Annotated in this window: 18 protein-coding genes; 7 read left to right on the top strand and 11 right to left on the bottom strand. The window is 41.7% G+C overall.

Translation table 11 applies throughout. The features are described 5' to 3' along the window. Positions 1-89 precede the first annotated feature (89 nt). Entirely contained in the window at positions 90-365 is a 276-nt protein-coding gene (locus AC6JA8_RS05565; RefSeq protein ID WP_133566720.1) for a hypothetical protein, read from the top strand. On the opposite strand, the gene AC6JA8_RS05560 is transcribed toward AC6JA8_RS05565, so the two are convergent. The 3 genes from AC6JA8_RS05560 to AC6JA8_RS05550 are packed head-to-tail and all read right to left on the bottom strand — an operon-like array spanning position 362 to position 4,759. Then, the gene (locus AC6JA8_RS05560) at positions 362-2,365 is read right to left on the bottom strand and encodes a translocation/assembly module TamB domain-containing protein (RefSeq protein WP_497976147.1); all 2,004 of its coding nucleotides are present in this window, start codon (positions 2,363-2,365) and stop codon (positions 362-364) included. The genes AC6JA8_RS05565 and AC6JA8_RS05560 overlap by 4 nt on opposite strands. Next, positions 2,366-4,120, bottom strand: coding sequence for an autotransporter assembly complex protein TamA (locus AC6JA8_RS05555; protein WP_497976146.1), 1,755 nt, complete (start codon positions 4,118-4,120; stop codon positions 2,366-2,368). Positions 4,121-4,174: 54 nt separating this feature from the next. Further along, a complete protein-coding gene (locus AC6JA8_RS05550; RefSeq protein WP_497976145.1) occupies positions 4,175-4,759 on the bottom strand; it encodes a uracil-DNA glycosylase family protein in 585 nt (194 codons plus the stop codon). 100 nt (positions 4,760-4,859) lie between these two features. Here AC6JA8_RS05550 and AC6JA8_RS05545 point away from each other — a divergent pair, with 100 nt between their 5' ends. The 3 genes from AC6JA8_RS05545 (at position 4,860) to AC6JA8_RS05535 (ending at position 5,821) form a co-directional block, all read left to right on the top strand. Beyond that, positions 4,860-4,982, top strand: coding sequence for a hypothetical protein (locus tag AC6JA8_RS05545; RefSeq protein WP_497976144.1), 123 nt, complete (start codon positions 4,860-4,862; stop codon positions 4,980-4,982). A gap of 69 nt (positions 4,983-5,051) precedes the next feature. Beyond that, on the top strand, positions 5,052-5,240 hold the full coding sequence (locus AC6JA8_RS05540) for a hypothetical protein (RefSeq protein WP_497976143.1): 189 nt from the start codon (positions 5,052-5,054) through the stop codon (positions 5,238-5,240). A 2-nt stretch (positions 5,241-5,242) separates the two neighbouring features. Then, positions 5,243-5,821: a DUF924 family protein gene (locus AC6JA8_RS05535; protein WP_497976142.1), complete on the top strand. Its 579-nt coding sequence runs from the start codon at positions 5,243-5,245 to the stop codon at positions 5,819-5,821. On the opposite strand, the gene AC6JA8_RS05530 is transcribed toward AC6JA8_RS05535, so the two are convergent. Together AC6JA8_RS05530 and AC6JA8_RS05525 are read right to left on the bottom strand one after the other, a co-directional pair. Then, positions 5,818-6,624: an alpha/beta fold hydrolase gene (locus tag AC6JA8_RS05530; RefSeq protein WP_497976141.1), complete on the bottom strand. Its 807-nt coding sequence runs from the start codon at positions 6,622-6,624 to the stop codon at positions 5,818-5,820. The two genes, AC6JA8_RS05535 and AC6JA8_RS05530, sit on opposite strands and share 4 nt — an antisense overlap. 15 nt (positions 6,625-6,639) lie before the next feature. After that, complete coding sequence (locus AC6JA8_RS05525) at positions 6,640-7,659, bottom strand: alpha/beta hydrolase (protein WP_497976140.1); 1,020 nt, start codon at positions 7,657-7,659, stop codon at positions 6,640-6,642. Positions 7,660-7,782: 123 nt separating this feature from the next. Here AC6JA8_RS05525 and AC6JA8_RS05520 point away from each other — a divergent pair, with 123 nt between their 5' ends. Next, positions 7,783-8,589, top strand: a complete 807-nt coding sequence (locus AC6JA8_RS05520; RefSeq protein ID WP_497976139.1) for a hypothetical protein — start codon at positions 7,783-7,785, stop codon at positions 8,587-8,589. Here the strand turns inward: AC6JA8_RS05520 and AC6JA8_RS05515 are convergent. Further along, complete coding sequence (locus AC6JA8_RS05515; RefSeq protein ID WP_497976138.1) at positions 8,579-9,799, bottom strand: MFS transporter; 1,221 nt, start codon at positions 9,797-9,799, stop codon at positions 8,579-8,581. The genes AC6JA8_RS05520 and AC6JA8_RS05515 overlap by 11 nt on opposite strands. A gap of 98 nt (positions 9,800-9,897) precedes the next feature. On the opposite strand from AC6JA8_RS05515, the gene AC6JA8_RS05510 reads away from it, so the two are divergent. Then, the gene (locus AC6JA8_RS05510) at positions 9,898-10,893 is read left to right on the top strand and encodes an LLM class flavin-dependent oxidoreductase (protein WP_497976137.1); all 996 of its coding nucleotides are present in this window, start codon (positions 9,898-9,900) and stop codon (positions 10,891-10,893) included. On the opposite strand, the gene AC6JA8_RS05505 is transcribed toward AC6JA8_RS05510, so the two are convergent. After that, on the bottom strand, positions 10,894-11,391 hold the full coding sequence (locus AC6JA8_RS05505) for a DUF1003 domain-containing protein (RefSeq protein ID WP_497976136.1): 498 nt from the start codon (positions 11,389-11,391) through the stop codon (positions 10,894-10,896). Beyond that, positions 11,381-12,562 carry a benzoate/H(+) symporter BenE family transporter gene (locus tag AC6JA8_RS05500; protein WP_497976135.1) on the bottom strand — a complete coding sequence of 394 codons (1,182 nt, stop codon included), beginning with the start codon at positions 12,560-12,562 and terminating at the stop codon, positions 11,381-11,383. The genes AC6JA8_RS05505 and AC6JA8_RS05500 overlap by 11 nt, the downstream gene beginning before the upstream one ends. Before the next feature lie 86 nt (positions 12,563-12,648). Here AC6JA8_RS05500 and AC6JA8_RS05495 point away from each other — a divergent pair, with 86 nt between their 5' ends. Beyond that, positions 12,649-13,158: a DUF1993 domain-containing protein gene (locus AC6JA8_RS05495; protein WP_102242794.1), complete on the top strand. Its 510-nt coding sequence runs from the start codon at positions 12,649-12,651 to the stop codon at positions 13,156-13,158. Positions 13,159-13,195: 37 nt separating this feature from the next. Here AC6JA8_RS05495 and AC6JA8_RS05490 read toward each other — a convergent pair whose 3' ends face one another. Genes AC6JA8_RS05490 through AC6JA8_RS05480 form a run of 3 tightly spaced genes read right to left on the bottom strand, consistent with a single transcriptional unit; the run spans position 13,196 to position 15,414 of the window. Next, positions 13,196-13,342 carry a hypothetical protein gene (locus AC6JA8_RS05490; protein WP_158649574.1) on the bottom strand — a complete coding sequence of 49 codons (147 nt, stop codon included), beginning with the start codon at positions 13,340-13,342 and terminating at the stop codon, positions 13,196-13,198. Positions 13,343-13,381: 39 nt separating this feature from the next. After that, positions 13,382-15,196: a DNA helicase RecQ gene (gene recQ / locus AC6JA8_RS05485; RefSeq protein ID WP_497976134.1), complete on the bottom strand. Its 1,815-nt coding sequence runs from the start codon at positions 15,194-15,196 to the stop codon at positions 13,382-13,384. Further along, complete coding sequence (locus AC6JA8_RS05480) at positions 15,193-15,414, bottom strand: DUF3820 family protein (protein WP_102242792.1); 222 nt, start codon at positions 15,412-15,414, stop codon at positions 15,193-15,195. Before AC6JA8_RS05480 ends, recQ begins: the two co-directional genes overlap by 4 nt. Between the last annotated feature and the right edge of the window lie 11 nt (positions 15,415-15,425).

The following is a 15,425-nucleotide window of genomic DNA, read 5'->3' as shown; positions in this document are numbered from 1 at the left end:
TTGTGTGCAGATAGACTAATGCCGAGTGGCATACCTATTGCTTAAATAACCTCGAACACTCCACAGATACTGTGGCGCTTTAGGAGGTTATGATGTCTTCATTTTATAAACAACAAGCAATCAATCACTACTTGGAACATATTGATAGTGACTTAGACCAGAATATCAATAAAGTTGATGATGTTGTCTGGGTAAACGCCGATAAAATTTTAGCTGTTTTACAGGAGCACGCAATTTTGCGTGAAAGCCTGGCCATAAAAATTCCCGAGACACATGTGGCAAATTGGGACGATGAGGAAGAGGAGCTTCCAGAGTTTGACCGCATTCTCCAGCAAATCCTCTATCAAAATCGCACTCTCCACTAGTAAGAAATAATTCTCTCTAAAAGAACACCATAGTCCTGGCCACTGGTTCCGTTGTCTCTGGTTGTTCTTTGAACAGAGCTATCAATATACCAGCCTTTTCCGAGGGAGCGTCTGACTCCCGCGGAATTGAGCCCGGTTCCCGAGCCTCCTACGCGCAGAGAGTTTTTTGAACCCAGTCCGATCTGGGCAGAGACTTCATTTGAATCCGGGTCATAGCCAATGGACTCAACCGGAGAGCCGGCAAAATAATAAAGGACGGCAAGAGATAAAATTCCCTGTGAAAGAAGTTGATTGGATTTTTTAGCCGCTGTCCTGTCATCGGGATCAAGTCCGCTTAAAGGTCGGCCGAATAAAATGACAGCATAAATATCATCCAATGGAAGTGGAGGCACGCTTGAGAAGGCCTGACGTGGATTTGATAGTGGGCCTTCTAATTCCAACTTCACTTTATACTCGGGAAGATGAAACTCCACCACGGCAATGATTTGCGGCTCCAAAGGAGCTTTGAAAACAAGTCTTAAAGACGGGATCACAATCTTTCTTTTAAAGATGGTCGTCGTTAGAGAAAAGCTCTGGATAAAACCTTCTTTGATTTCTCCGTTTACAATCAATAAATCAAAGTTAAGTCTTAGTGTTTCATCCAACAGGTTGGTATTAATGTGAAGAGCATTTTCTCCCAATGCCTGTAAGTGCATATTGATATCGAGGTTTTGTTTCGGCGCCTTCTTTACCTTCGCCGGGAGATTTTGCTCATTAAGATTCTCTCTCACGACTACACTCGTATTTTTAAATCGCTTGTCCGGGATAAGTTGTGGCGGAAGCGCCGTTCTTGAGAGCTTTGGTAGAAGAAGCTTCACCTTCTCCAATTCCAATCCTAAATTGATCGGCCCCAAAGTGTAATCTTTAAGTTTAACCGGCACACCTGTATTGACTGCAAACTTTAGATCCTGCTTAGGACCGCTCATATCAAGTTCAGTTTTAATTTTGAATTCAACTGAATCTTTTTCTATGTAGTTTGTGGTCGCTAGACGAATTCTTAAATTCCCTTCCATTGCATTGACAGGAGCAGGAAGAATATTAAAAGGTGGTCTCACCAGGCGATACACAGTGTCTTTTACTTTTGTCACCGACAGCTCTGCCGTCGTAACGAGCGCCACTTCCTTCATAAACTTTGGCGTGGTCAAGTCTTCTTTTAGTGACGATTTTAAAATATCCGTCTGCATTTTAAACTGGGCCGATTCAATCTTTGCCGTCAAAAGCACCGGTATGTGAGTGTCTAAAATATTGGCCTCAAGTTTAATCTGATCAAAGTACAAAGGATTGGTCGTCTTTAAATCGTAAGGAACCAGGATCTTCTTGGGTGCAAAAATAGTTATTTTCTTTTTTGTCGCTTGTAGATTAAAACCCGAAGCCTCAGCCTCTAGGAGTTCTGGTTTTTTAGTGACGTTAAGATCAAAGGATAAAGGTTTATCCTTTTTTAAAATATCGATTTTCTTCATCGTCAATTTAAAATCAGGAATCAGAGGATTCCACATCATATCCCAATAAGACATGATATCTGGCGGAGGTGTCTCTTCTGGATTATCTTTTGGTGCAATCACTAACTTTGAAGACTCAACTTCTAAAGGCTCATAGATCACATACTTGAAGCCCTCATTCATACTCCAAAAAAGCTCTACGTTCCACGAAACTTTTTCCATGCAGGTATCAACATTTACATCTGGATTGTCATACACCAGGCACAGGTCCTGAAACCCTCCGTAAAAGCGGCGCTTATTCCAGGCAATCCACTGATGATTGATCTGGGCGTCTTTCCACGACCAGCTTTTTAAAACCTGAGTTTTAGTTAAAGCGTAATCTAGATTTTTTGGATTGATGAAAAGTGTCGGGTTATAAAAGAAAGTCACGGCGATGGCGATAACCGTGATCAAAATCAATCCGATAAATCCACAGATGATCAAAAAAAGGCGGAAAAAAATCTGTTTAGGAGAGATCTTCACTTAGAATACTCCTCCCAATCCCAGATAAAATAAATTCCCATTGTCTTTTACTGTTTCATTAGAAAGAGCGCGGGCCCAAAATCCCTGGACAATCCCTATAGGAGAAAGCCAACGAAGCCCTGTCCCAGGTGAATACCATAAGCGTTTTTCAACTTCCCAAGGTTTCTCACCAAAGTATGTTGTATCGACAAAAGTAAAACTTTCAATCGTGGGAATAAAAACATAGGTCTTTCTAAATTCAAATTTTAAACTCAGTTTCGTCAAGGCCCCAAGACCATTGTTGCTTGGAAGTGAACTCAACTTATAACCTCTGACATCATCACTTCCTCCGCCATAAAACTTAACCGATGGAGGCAGTGAAGCTAAATCAACCCGGTCAGGGACCCATGTTGTGGCCGTTGTCAGCCTGATTCCTCCAATCGCCTCACCTCTTCCCAGCTCACCTAAATGAAGTAGTGTCAGGTAGGATAGATTTAGTTTTAAAAGTGGATCGACGAAACCAAAACTAGGATGACGGAAATCGAAATTAAAACTTAATGTATTTCCCGATTCCGGGTGCAAGTCATAGACTTCGTATTCGTGACTAGTCGTTTCGAGTTTTCCTTCCAACGCTCCAGTATTGATTCTCCTCGTATCCGAATCATTTGTTGCCGACTTGTATGAACCGGCAATTAAAGTAGGCCCAGTCGTCCACGTCCACTGCCTGGAGCTTCCGTCTCTGGTCCATTTCATGTGCGGTTTAAGCTTAGCGGTGATTTCTTCGTAAGTTGTCTGGTTATCTCTTTCCAGTTCAACTGAAGTTAAAAGCGATCTGCGAGGAGCATCACTCCACATAAAACGATCTGAGGTAAAACTAGCAAACTGGTTTTTAAATGAGAGCTGAACATTAAACTCCCACAAAGAGGCCATCGGTCCCGATCTTTGGTTGGACCACTTCCCTCTAAACATCGGCCCGAGCTCTGTACTGGCACCAATCCCTAAACGAATCGTCCGACTCGTTCCCAAGATAAATTGTTGAGAGAGAGAAAATGAATTGTTTTTTAAGTCACAACTTTCCTGAAAGTAAGTTCCTTGCACAACTCCTGCGCGTATAAAGCGTTTTTCTGCTAACGTCAGGTCGCGCTCTGAAAAATAATCGCCACTGGTAAAAGGATAAAAACGCTCAAAGGCCGTTGACTCCAAACCAGGAACAGCTTCTTTTTTGATTTCACCAAACTGAAATGGAACCAAGTCCTTTAATGTGACAGTCACTTCACCTAAAGTTGCATCGACACTGGAAGCAACTTTAGCACATGGATAAGTGTTGTTGCGCAAATAAGTCAGTGACTGGGCTTCAATGGCGTCCAAAAGTTTAGGAGTGATAACTTCTCCTTTAAATTTTCTGAACATTTCTTTTTCTACCATCTTCGAATCATCTTCATGATCTGAGACAACGATGATTTTTTCTACGAATGATTGCTTGCCCGGATAAACATGCAGCAGGTCTCCTTCGTATTCAAAACGAGGAGTCGAGTATCCTTTGGATTGTAGAAAACCTGTCAGCATGTAGCTGGCCTGGTAGGAAGGAATCACTTTGTAAGCATCTTCTTCAGGATCACCACAAATCAAGCGTTTTTCTGTGTCGCTTAATGAAAAATCAGATTTATCTGAATGAATAAAAATCTTTGGGCACACTCGCTCGTCTTGCTTGGTCGTTGCACAACCAGAAAGCAGTGAAATAAAAATGAATATGAAAAAAAGAGTTACGTGATTCATTAGGGCCTGTTAACACGGTCATTCGCCTCTTGTTTATACGCAAAATGACACGTTTTATCCAGCACAAAACACCTCTTGGTACTTCCTAATTCGAAAGTCTACGACGCTTAGTTCTGAGTTCTTTTTCTTTAAGGCCAGGTATTCTTTATTCTTAACCAGCCCGCGGACGGCATTAGGAGAGGGAGAAATAAGAACAGTATGAGTCAATCCAGGGAATTTTCCTATATGCTTTTTAAATTCCTGGTGGACATGCTTGGAAGTAAAGATCAATTCCACAATCCCCTTCTTTTCAATCAGCCCAGCTAATTCCTGATTATAGGTTTTATCATAAAGAGCACTGTCTAGAGCGCTCCCTTTCAGGCGCCTGCAAGACAAAAGAATATCAGCGACTCCAATTTTATGCTCGCTCAAAAAGGCCTGAATCTTTTTTTTACTATCCAGCCTCACATCAAAACATAAACCAATCAAAAACCACAAACGATTTGTTGAACCTCCATAATAAAACGGAATGTCCCCTTCCTTCACTTCATGAAAACGCTCAGGATTAGAAAACTTTCCTATGGGAAAATTCCCAATAATCATCTTTTTTGCATGAGGTGGAATGAAAGGTTTATACGGATGGTGTTCAAGAGGGTCCATACAAATAATTTAGCATAATGCTCTCTTCAACAAAATTAGATTTTTGGGACACACCAAAAAGACTTTTTACCCCAAACAATTCTTCTCTTCGCGTGAAATAATGGAATTTACGTCAATGAAAATTGGCATCTATACTGCACTTAAAAATGTAGCACCAGAAGAGATTCTGGTCGGGACGAAAGACAAAGGCAAAGATTATTGTGATCGCCATTGTGTAGACTGAAAAACTACTCCCACACATCATCAATAAGAAGCCACCTTCGGGTGGCTTTTTAATTCAAGGAGCAACAGCATGACAAATCCAATTGAATCCAAAACAAGTTCGATTTCTCAAGTTGGAATTAAAAAGAAACTTGAAAAAAAAGAAACCATTAAAGAAACATCACAACAACAGCATGCATCTGATGCTGCCCCTAATGTGAGTCCAATAAGTACCATTGTTCATACCGTACTTCATAAAGCTTCAAACAGAGGTAAATAACTATGAACTATCAAGAAATCATCGATTTCTGGTTTCGTGAAATAAAACCTGAAAATTGGTTCAAGAAAAGCGACTCATTGGATCTTCTCATCACTGAGCGATACATCGCTCTCCACGCTTCTGTCGTTGCAGGTGAGCACTCTTCATGGAGAAATGAAGCGCTGGGAAGACTTGCCGAAATCATCGTCATAGATCAATTTTCCCGCAATATCTACCGCGATGATCCTAAGTCGTTTATCTATGATCCCATGGCCCTCGCACTTGCCCAAGAAGCTGTTAGAAGCGACATCCACAAAGACTTCTCACCTGCTTTAAAACAATTTCTTTATATGCCCTTCATGCACAGTGAATCCAAATTGATCCACCAGACGGCCATGATGCTTTTTGCAGAGCCAGGACTTGAGGCCAATTTTGATTATGAATTAAAACATAAAGAAGTTATTGATCGTTTTGGCAGATACCCAGAACGCAATAAGGCCTTAGGTCGAGTCAATACTCCAGAGGAAGAAGCTTACTTAATGGACAATGCTCCACTCTATGCCAGTGCGACGATAAAAGAAGAAATCCGCATCTCTCATTAGTTAACTAAAGATTGATACTGATGGGTATGTAGAGACACTAAAAATTCCGAGACGGCCTTATTGAAGGCCTGGGGATTTTCCATATTACTTAAGTGTCCCGCTTTTGGAATCATCTCCAGTCTGCTATTGGCAATATTCTTATGCAGATGTTGAGCATCGCTAAAAGGAGTCACTTTATCTTCTTCTCCAACCAAAATTAATGTGGGCACATGAATGTCTTTTAACATATCCGAGCAATCCATCCTTGTGGTTAAACTAACCAGGCCAGAACTAATTCCCTCTTCAGTGTTTCTTTCTGTAATCTCATAGAAATTTTTTTTGAGTTTTAAATTGTCTCGAGAACTCTTTCCCACCATCGACAACCACTGCTTTTCCATAAACTCTTCACGATGACTATGAAGTTTTTTAATAGAGCTCCAGCGTTTTTCCTTCCCCAAGTTGTCATCTGGTGCAGATTTAGTGTCTGCCAGAATAAGGCCGCTACATAACTCAGGTGCTTTTTGATAAAGCCTCAAGGCAAGATAGCCTCCCATAGAAAGACCACACCAGACAGATTGTTTAATGCCGGTTTCTTTTAAGAAGTTCTGCACCGACTCTACATAATGTTCAAATGTGATCGCATGTCCAGGAAGTGTCCCTTTTCCAAATCCCGGAAGATCAGGGGCCAGGGTATAATGAGTGCGGGAAAAAAATTGCATCTGCTCTTTCCACATATCGGAAGCCAAGGGAAAAGCGTGCAGAAAAATTAAAGGTTCTTTGCCGTAACTTCCCTGTGTCTGCACGTATAATGCATTAACATCCATGTTACCTCCATCCTTTTATTGCTTAAAAGATTTCGTCAGCTCTTTTGAGGCCATCTCTTGGGCCTCGCGGGCTTCTTTTAAGACCGGGGCCATGCCGAAGAACTCGTGAGTGACGCCTTTAAAATTTTTGTATTTTACATCTACGCCATAGGATTTCATTATCTCTGCCAGCTCTTTTCCTTCTGTGCGAAGAGGGTCAATTTGAGCTGTGATAATGGTGGCGTTATTTAAGTGTTGAAAGTTTGCTTTGAGGAGATTGATACGTTTATCATCTCTTTCAGAAGTTGAATGAAGATACTGATTCATAAACCAGGTCATCATATCGCGGTTTAAAGGTTTCGCGTTGGCGTTTTCTTTGTAAGAGCTTGTCGATAAATAGTTTCCTGCAACCGGATAGACAATCAATTCGTGAACTGGCATTTGGATTTTTTCATCGCGCGCACGAATCGCTACATTGAGCGCCAGGTTTCCTCCCGCACTCTCACCAGCGACCGCAACCCTTTTTGGATCACCATCAAACGTTCGGGCATTTTTTAAAACCCATTGGTAAGCTGCATAGGCATCCTCGTGGGCCGCCGGGAATTTATATTCGGGAGCTTTACGATACTCTATAGAAACAAAGATCGCCTTTGTTTTATCGGCCAGAGATCTTGGAGTTGCATCGTAAGTGTCATTGTCAGCAAGAACCCATCCGCCTCCATGAAAGTACACAACAACTGGCATTGGTTTATTTGCACCAGCAGGCGTATAGATGCGTGCGGGGATTTGTCCATCACCTCCATCGACCTTAATATCTTTAACTGTCACGAGAGGTTGAGCTTCAATCTTTTTATTCTTCATCAATGTCTTCACAGCATCAGCAGGCGTCGGCTGTTTTCTTGCTTCTTGTGCACTCAATGTCTCAATAGGTTTTCCTTTTTGGGATTCCAGCGTCTTTAAGACTGCGTCCATTTCCCCGGTAGGTTTGCCCATTTTTGCCAGGGCATTTTCAAATGAAAAAACAATCAAAAGCGGCAGGATTACTTTTTTTATCATGGGTTTAACCTCTATTTTAAACTCAAAGCGCTCATGATAGCGCAATAGTTAAGTATTAAAATGCAAGCCCCGGGCCGAAAAATAACTTCGCCTTTTAGGGATTTTTTCCCCATAATAAAAAAGATGCAAAATACGAAAATGTCGCCGCAAGAATTTATCACCATCCTTCATAAACTTTTAAGTGAGAAAGTCCCTACTGAAGCGCTTATCACTCTCGGTTCATCAATTGCCACTCTCAATTTCAATGACTGGAAATCTGTAGGTGGAAATATAGTCATGAAAGACTTAAAACCAATTTATCAATCTTCAAAAAAGAAAGTGATCTCCCTTAAAGAGTTAAAGAGAAACATTAAAGAAGAACACCCGAAGAATTTTTTCCAAAACCTGGCGAAAAATTCTGCAGAGGCCATCAAAGGCTCAATCAAAAATGCGACAGTCAGTATTCCTGAAGCAAAAAACCGTTTGAGCGATTTTTCAAAAAAGATTGTCACTGATTACAACAAACTTGAATCCAATGAAGATAAAGGACGCTACATCTTAAAACTTTCACTTTACGCCAGCGTTTTTGCCATTGCTTTTAACAAAGGAAGCAAACAAAAGATGCTTTCGAAATCCACTGTACCGCTTATTGTTTTAGGAATCACTCTAGTGGTTATTAACCGAGTGTTGGAGCAAGCGGAAGGAAAACTTGAGCACTCTCCTGAAGCAAAATCTCTGGCCTCAGACCTGCGCTCTCTTCTGCGCACTCTCAATATGGGCTTTAGTTCCGGAATGACTTTAAATGTGGTTGTCGATGGTATCGTCGATCAGAAAATCAACATCAACGATGTCGATGGAAAAACCATCGGATCGCTGATGCCAAAATCTATTATCGACAATATGATTTATGCTACTTTGATGGGACTTTTTTCAACTGAAGCTAAGACGTAGCTTTTGCTTTATCAATATAACCCCAGAATTTCGGCAAGCACAATGCTGTTAAAAAGACAGCGATAAAACAGATCACACCACCACTCATGATACTTGTTGAAACACTGCTAACAGACGCAATATAACCTGCGCGTGCGTTTCCTAAGAGCGGTCCGGACATATAAGAAATCATTTCAATCCCACTCAATCTTCCACGCAATTCATTTGGCACCGTTTGATTCCAGATGATCCCGCGAAAGAGCCCACTCAACATATCGGCCGCTCCGGCCATCACCAGGCAGATAAAGGCCACTGGAAGTGAATGAGCAAAACCCAAAAAGAAAATAAAGACGGCCCACAACATCGCCGCAATCACCACCGCACGCCCGTGGAATTTTACTTTTCCTGACCATCCACTTAAAAGTGTCATAATCATCGCTCCTGTTGCCATTCCCGAAAACAGTATCCCGGCCGCTTTAGCGCCTCCAAATCCTTCGGCCATTGCCGGAAAAAGTGCAACCGGAAAAGCAAACAGCATCGCAACGATATCGATCAAATATGTTCCAATCAATTCTGGTTTTGAAACAGCAAAACGCAATCCTTCTTTGATATCTTGAAGTGGAGAATGCTCACGTTTTTCTGGATTGGGAGTTCTCTTCATTAAGAAAATACAAATCAAGGCCCCCATAAAAGTGACCACATCAAAAAGATAAGCTCCTTTGACTCCAAACTTAGCAATGATAAGTCCACCCAATGCCGGTCCAATAATCGCTCCTACTGACCAACGGAAACTGCCAAGTGCTCCAATGGCAGCGTAGTCTTCCGGCTCAACCATCTTTTGATTAAGAGCATCCATTGCTGGTCTGTGAAAGCCAACAACAGACTGGAGTAAAAATACCGTCACAAAAATAAGGGGCACACTCGGCACATCTCTAAAAGCATTCCAAGCAAAAATACTGATGAGTAAACACATCAACACTTCTGAAACCAAAAGTAGCTTGCGGCGATTGAGCCTGTCGGCATAAGCTCCACCGATAATCCCAAATAAAATAACTGGAATTAATTGAGCAATACTGACAAGCCCTACAATCTTATTGTCTTTAGTTAAATCGTAAACTTCGTAGGGGATCGCCACATAAGTCACCATACTTCCAATAAAGGATAAAAACTGACCGATATAAAGAAGACGGAAATCGCGGTATTTGGTTAGGGGTTTGATATTGATAAACATGGAAAAACCTTGCTACTTATTTGGGCACACGCCTTATACTTACGTACAGACTAATGGCATATAGTTTATGATTGTTTTTCATTATAGACTTCCTCTCTATGAAGACAACACCAAAAAAAGTTAAATATTCTGTCCTTGATCTCGCTCCAATCGCTGAAGGGTATACGGCCGCGGATGCATTCAATAATTCAGTAAGCCTCGCTCAGCATGCCGAGAGCTTAGGGTATAACCGCTTCTGGTTAGCTGAACACCACAACATGGATGGAATCGCGAGTTCGGCCACTTCTATTTTAATCGGCCACATCGCCGGGAAAACGAAAACTATTCGCGTGGGTTCAGGTGGAGTGATGCTACCTAATCACGCTTCACTCATCATTGCCGAACAATTCGGAACGCTAGAAACACTCTACCCAGGTCGCATTGATTTAGGTTTAGGCCGCGCTCCCGGAAGTGACCAGGCAACAATGAGAGCGATCAGACGCGATCTCATGTCAGACCGTTTCCCGGAACAAGTTCAAGAACTCTTCCAGTATTTTTCTGATAATCAAGAAGGCGCACGCGTGATCGCAAATCCTGGACGTGGATTAAAAATCCCTGTCTGGCTTTTAGGTTCAAGCCTCTATAGTGCAGAGCTTGCCGGGCGCTTAGGTCTTCCCTATTCATTCGCTTCGCACTTTGCTCCAGATCTTATGATGGAAGCGCTTCACGTTTACCGTGAGTTTTTCACGCCTTCTATTTACTTAAAAGAGCCTTACTGCATGATCGGGGTTCAAGTCGTCGGTGCTTCAACTGATGAAGAAGCAGAATTTCTTTCAACGACAGTTTATCAACGCTTTCTTGCTCTCATTCGTGGCCAGTCTCTAAAAATGAAACCACCGGTAAAAAGTATGGATGGTCTTTGGAACACTCATGAAGAACAATACGTAAAAGCGAAGTTGCATACCAGTGTCAGAGGTGGACCAGAAAAAGTAAAGGCCCAGCTTCTCCATCTGGCTGAGTTCACCGGTGTTGATGAATTGATGATTGTTTCTGATTTGTATAAACATGAAGACCGTCTGCGATCATTTACCATGGCCGCAGAGGCCTTGAGATAATTATTTCTTTTCGTCTTTTAAGATTTTAGCAATCAGCTCTTTGTGGGATTTTTCAAATGCGTCCAATTTATCATGGAGTGTTCTGATTTCCATTTCGGCCTTTAAGTTGATCATATAATCAGAACGCGCTCTTCTTCTGTCTTTTTCTTCCTGACGATTTTGGCTCATCATAATGATTGGTGCCTGCAGGGCCGCAAGACATGAGAGGATCAGGTTTAATAAGATAAAAGGAAATGGATCGACTGCTTTTGATCCCTGATAAGCATTAAAAATAATCCACAGGACTAAAAAAAATGAAAAGCCCAGGATAAATGTCCAGCTTCCTCCGAAGTCTGCAACATTATCAGAAACTCTTTGCCCAAAAGTCGCATCATCATCATTTTCTACTTCATGAAGCTTTCGAGTTAGAAAATGCTCATCCTCAATGGCCATATGGACCAGTTCATCCATCTTTTTAATCTGGATTTCTTCTTCATTTAAAATCTCTTTAATGTCCATTGCCCACCTTCTTAAATTTAAAAATAAAACTCGCTAAACTTCCGGCCACTAGTCCCCAAAAAGCGGAACTAATACCAAAAAGCATCACACCAGAAGCCGTTACAAAAAATGTTATCATTGCCGCTTCTCTATCTTCTTCGTGAGTCACGGCACTTAAGAGTCCATTATTGATAGTCCCCATCAAAGCAAGACCTGCAATCGCCATTACCAGCTCTTTTGGAAAAGCATTAAACACACCAACAACAGCTCCCGAAAAAAGCCCGGCAGGAATGTAAATTAACCCTGAGCTAATGGCCGCTGTATAACGCTTCTTCGGATCAGGGTCAGCTTCCGGCCCCATGCAAATCGCCGCCGTGAGCGCTGAGAGATTCAAGGCATATCCCCCAAAAGGAGCGACTAAAAGATTGGTTAATCCAGAATAGGTAATGAGTTTTGAAACTTCAGGTTTGTAATGATTTGCTCTCATAACGGCCAGCCCAGTCATGTTTTGTGAAGTCATCGTCACAACAAACAATGGAAGACCGATACTAAAGAGCACCTGCCAATTTAGAGTTGGAGTTGTAAAAACCGGCTTCATTAACCCAAACTCAATCGGAGTGAAGTTCATGAGCCCTTGAAGCCACGCCACCATCATCCCGATACATAGAACGATCACGATATTAAAACGCGCAAAAAATCTTTTTCCAACAGCGTAGACAATAAACATACTCATCACTAAAAGCATGTGCGTTTTCATTGAAGTAAAAACATCAAGAGCAAAATGTAAAAGAATCCCCGCCAGCATCGCCGAAGCAATCCCCACTGGAATCTTCTTCATGATTTTTTCAAAAAATCCCGTCACACCAGAAAGTAAAACAAGAAGTGAAGAAAAAACGAAAGCGCCAATGACATCACTTAAAAGTTCACCGCGCAGACTTCCAATTAAAAGTGCTGCTCCTGGAGTCGACCAGGCAAACATCACAGGGCTTTTATATTTTAGTGACAGGACAACTGTCAGGACCCCCATACTAACACAAAGGATACCAAGCCATGAGCTCGCCTCTGCACTGCTTGCTCCAGCTGCAGCGGCTGCTTGAAAAACAATAACGGCAGAACTGGTATAGCCCACAAGCACAGCGATAAGTCCCGCAACAAACGTCGATAAAGTAAAGTCATCCCAAACATTTTTCATACCAACTATCTTAAGCGCGGCGAGCAGTGTTGACAACCAAATCGGCCGAAAGTTAGTGTAAGGGCAACATTCAATCAGGAGGCCCTATGATTTTCGAACTTACAGTTCCTCAATTCATCAAAACATTAAAAAACCTTAACGGTTTCTTAGATAAAGCTGCGGGATATGCAGATTCAAAGAAATTTGAAATGGACGTTTTACTAAACTCTCGCCTGGCACCAGACCAATTCCCTCTTACTCGCCAAATCCAAATCGTTTGTGACACAGCAAAACTTGGAGTGTCTCGCCTGACAGGAAAGTCTGCTCCTGTAAATGACGATACTGAAAAAACTCTTGCTGAAGTTAAAGCGCGCATTCAAGGGACAATCGCTTACCTAGAAAGCATGAAACCAGAAGATTTTAAAAACGCGGCGACAGCAACAATCACAACTCCACGTTGGGAAGGAAAAACTCTTACTGGAAATGATTATGTTATCCACCACGTAATCCCTAACTTCTACTTTCACGTAACGACTGCTTACGCGATCATGAGACACAATGGTGTTGACCTAGGGAAAAAAGATTTCTTAGGTGAAATCCCTTACAAGCTTCCATAATTTTGACATAAAAAAAGGGCCCAACCGGGCCCTTTTTTTATCTAAACATTGCGGCTTCACTCGCCTCAACTTCAGCTCTGTGTTTTAGTTTCTCTTTTTTTCTTTCCTGTTTTTCTTTAATCGTAAGTTTATGCTTAAACTTGTTTTTATCTCTATCTTTTCCTTTATCTAATCCTTTTGCCATAAATGGCCTCCTTGTAAGGTTTAGAGCTTAAGATAGATTTTACGCCTGATAATTTTTGATTGCATCTAAAAAGACAGTCCCATAGCTTTCCAGTTTACTTTGACCGACGCCATGGACTAATAGAAATTCTTCTGCATTTCGAGGCTTTAACACGCACATATCATTTAATGTCTTATCGTTGAACACGATATAAGAAGGAAGATTTTTTTCTTTTGCCAAGCGGTTTCTTAACTCTTTTAGTGCAGTAAAGAGACCATCATCTCCACTAGTTGCACCCGTGCGTTTTTTATCCACCTTCGCGGCCGTTTTAGCTTTAGCAACTTTCTCATCCTGCATGCGCAGGTCGAGTTTAATCTTGCCGCTGAAAATATCCTGGGCCTTTGTTGTCAGCGCCAGGCTTCTGTATTCCCAGTTTTTAACAGCGATATAATTTAAATTGAGAAGCTGTCTTAAAACACTTCCCCAGTGCTCTTTGGATTTATCTTTTCCAATTCCATACACTGAAAGCTCATGATGTCTTCTCTCTGTAATCTTGGCATTTTTACTTCCGCGGATCACATCAATTAAGTGACCTGCTCCATAAGACTGCCCAGTTCTAAAAATGGTCGAAAGAATTTTTTGAGCATCGACTGTCGCATCCCAAAGAGTTGGCGGTTCAATACAAGTATCGCAATACCCACAAGTCTCGGCCCCATTTTCTCCAAAGTAGCGAAGCAGGTAATGTCTTCTACAAGCTGCCGCCTCACACAGGGCCAGCATACTATCTAATTTGAAACGGGCAATGCGTTTGTAGTTTTCATCTGCATCCGTCGTCTCAAGCATTTGAGCAAGTTTTACAATATCCCCAAGACCAAAAATCATCCAGGCCGTTGAAGCTTTTCCATCTCGACCAGCTCTTCCCGTTTCCTGGTAATAGCTCTCGATACTTTTTGGCAAATCCAAATGGGCCACAAAACGCACGTCTGGTCTGTCGATTCCCATTCCAAAAGCAATCGTCGCGACAACAATAATCTTTTCTTCTAAGTTAAAGAGCTCTTGATTCATGGCCCTTTCATTAACTGAAAGACCTGCATGATAAGGAACGGCCTTGTAACCTAATTTGTTAAGAGCTGCGGCCACTCTTTCAACCTTATCGCGCGAAAGACAATAAACAATCCCGGTATCATCCGGGTGGTGAGTTTTAATAAACTCATCTAATTGTTTAATCTCATCACTGCGCTCAAGGATCATGTATTTAATGTTCGGGCGATCAAATGACGACACAAATGTGGCAGGATCTTTCATGCGAAGCTGATCAGCAATATCGACTCTGGTTTTAGCATCCGCCGTTGCAGTTAAAGCAATAACCGGGACATCAGGGAACCTGTCTTTAAGTTCTCCAAGTCTCGTATAATCTTTTCTAAACTCATGCCCCCATTGAGACACACAGTGAGCTTCATCAATAGCGATTAATGAAATTTGAACCTGATCAAAAAAACTCATCAGCGCTGGACTCAAGACACCTTCTGGTGAAACGTAGACGATCTTCGTTTTGCCATTAAGAATTTGTGCCTTGGCCTTTTGTGATTCACTAAAACTCTGCGATGAATTTAAGAAGACAGATTCAACTCCGTATTCTTTTAGATTCATGACCTGATCCTGCATTAGTGAGATCAATGGAGAAATAACCAGAGTCACTCCATCTAAGTACAAGGCAGGAATTTGATAACAAAGAGACTTCCCTCCACCCGTTGGCATAATCGCCAGCGTGTCTTTTTTATCTAAAATAGAATTGATGATATTAAACTGCTCAAAACGAAATGATTCGTATCCGAAAGTCTCTTTTAATATCTGGTGAAGTTTTTCTGATCTCATTGCATCTTTTTTATATTCATCACGAGCTCTTCAAGCCCGTTGAGTTTGATTTCGTACAAAAGCCCTAACAACTTTCCCAGCTCTCCTTCAGGAAAGCCCTGGTCGTAAAACCACAGGACATAATTTTCTGGAAGTTCAATCAACGTGCGTCCTTTGTATTTACCAAAAGGCATAACAACAGTCGTTAACTTCACTAAGTCATTTTGTGCAAAATCCATGTGATTATTGT

This window comes from Bacteriovorax sp. HI3 (assembly GCF_059738875.1).
This window is presented reverse-complemented; position numbering and strand designations above follow the sequence as displayed.

What these genes read in the sequence shown, in the direction of transcription:
- AC6JA8_RS05500 (WP_497976135.1), bottom strand. Translation starts at nt 12,562, where the DNA reads ATGAAAAATGTTTGGGATGACTTTACTTTATCGACGTTTGTTGCGGGA.
- AC6JA8_RS05505 (WP_497976136.1), bottom strand. Translation starts at nt 11,391, where the DNA reads ATGGACATTAAAGAGATTTTAAATGAAGAAGAAATCCAGATTAAAAAG.
- AC6JA8_RS05490 (WP_158649574.1), bottom strand. Translation starts at nt 13,342, where the DNA reads ATGGCAAAAGGATTAGATAAAGGAAAAGATAGAGATAAAAACAAGTTT.
- AC6JA8_RS05520 (WP_497976139.1), top strand. Translation starts at nt 7,783, where the DNA reads ATGCAAAATACGAAAATGTCGCCGCAAGAATTTATCACCATCCTTCAT.
- AC6JA8_RS05515 (WP_497976138.1), bottom strand. Translation starts at nt 9,799, where the DNA reads ATGTTTATCAATATCAAACCCCTAACCAAATACCGCGATTTCCGTCTT.
- AC6JA8_RS05545 (WP_497976144.1), top strand. Translation starts at nt 4,860, where the DNA reads ATGGAATTTACGTCAATGAAAATTGGCATCTATACTGCACTTAAAAAT.
- AC6JA8_RS05550 (WP_497976145.1), bottom strand. Translation starts at nt 4,759, where the DNA reads ATGGACCCTCTTGAACACCATCCGTATAAACCTTTCATTCCACCTCAT.
- AC6JA8_RS05530 (WP_497976141.1), bottom strand. Translation starts at nt 6,624, where the DNA reads ATGGATGTTAATGCATTATACGTGCAGACACAGGGAAGTTACGGCAAA.
- AC6JA8_RS05525 (WP_497976140.1), bottom strand. Translation starts at nt 7,659, where the DNA reads ATGATAAAAAAAGTAATCCTGCCGCTTTTGATTGTTTTTTCATTTGAA.
- AC6JA8_RS05555 (WP_497976146.1), bottom strand. Translation starts at nt 4,120, where the DNA reads ATGAATCACGTAACTCTTTTTTTCATATTCATTTTTATTTCACTGCTT.
- AC6JA8_RS05480 (WP_102242792.1), bottom strand. Translation starts at nt 15,414, where the DNA reads ATGGATTTTGCACAAAATGACTTAGTGAAGTTAACGACTGTTGTTATG.
- AC6JA8_RS05495 (WP_102242794.1), top strand. Translation starts at nt 12,649, where the DNA reads ATGATTTTCGAACTTACAGTTCCTCAATTCATCAAAACATTAAAAAAC.
- AC6JA8_RS05540 (WP_497976143.1), top strand. Translation starts at nt 5,052, where the DNA reads ATGACAAATCCAATTGAATCCAAAACAAGTTCGATTTCTCAAGTTGGA.
- recQ (WP_497976134.1), bottom strand. Translation starts at nt 15,196, where the DNA reads ATGAGATCAGAAAAACTTCACCAGATATTAAAAGAGACTTTCGGATAC.
- AC6JA8_RS05535 (WP_497976142.1), top strand. Translation starts at nt 5,243, where the DNA reads ATGAACTATCAAGAAATCATCGATTTCTGGTTTCGTGAAATAAAACCT.
- AC6JA8_RS05510 (WP_497976137.1), top strand. Translation starts at nt 9,898, where the DNA reads ATGAAGACAACACCAAAAAAAGTTAAATATTCTGTCCTTGATCTCGCT.
- AC6JA8_RS05565 (WP_133566720.1), top strand. Translation starts at nt 90, where the DNA reads ATGATGTCTTCATTTTATAAACAACAAGCAATCAATCACTACTTGGAA.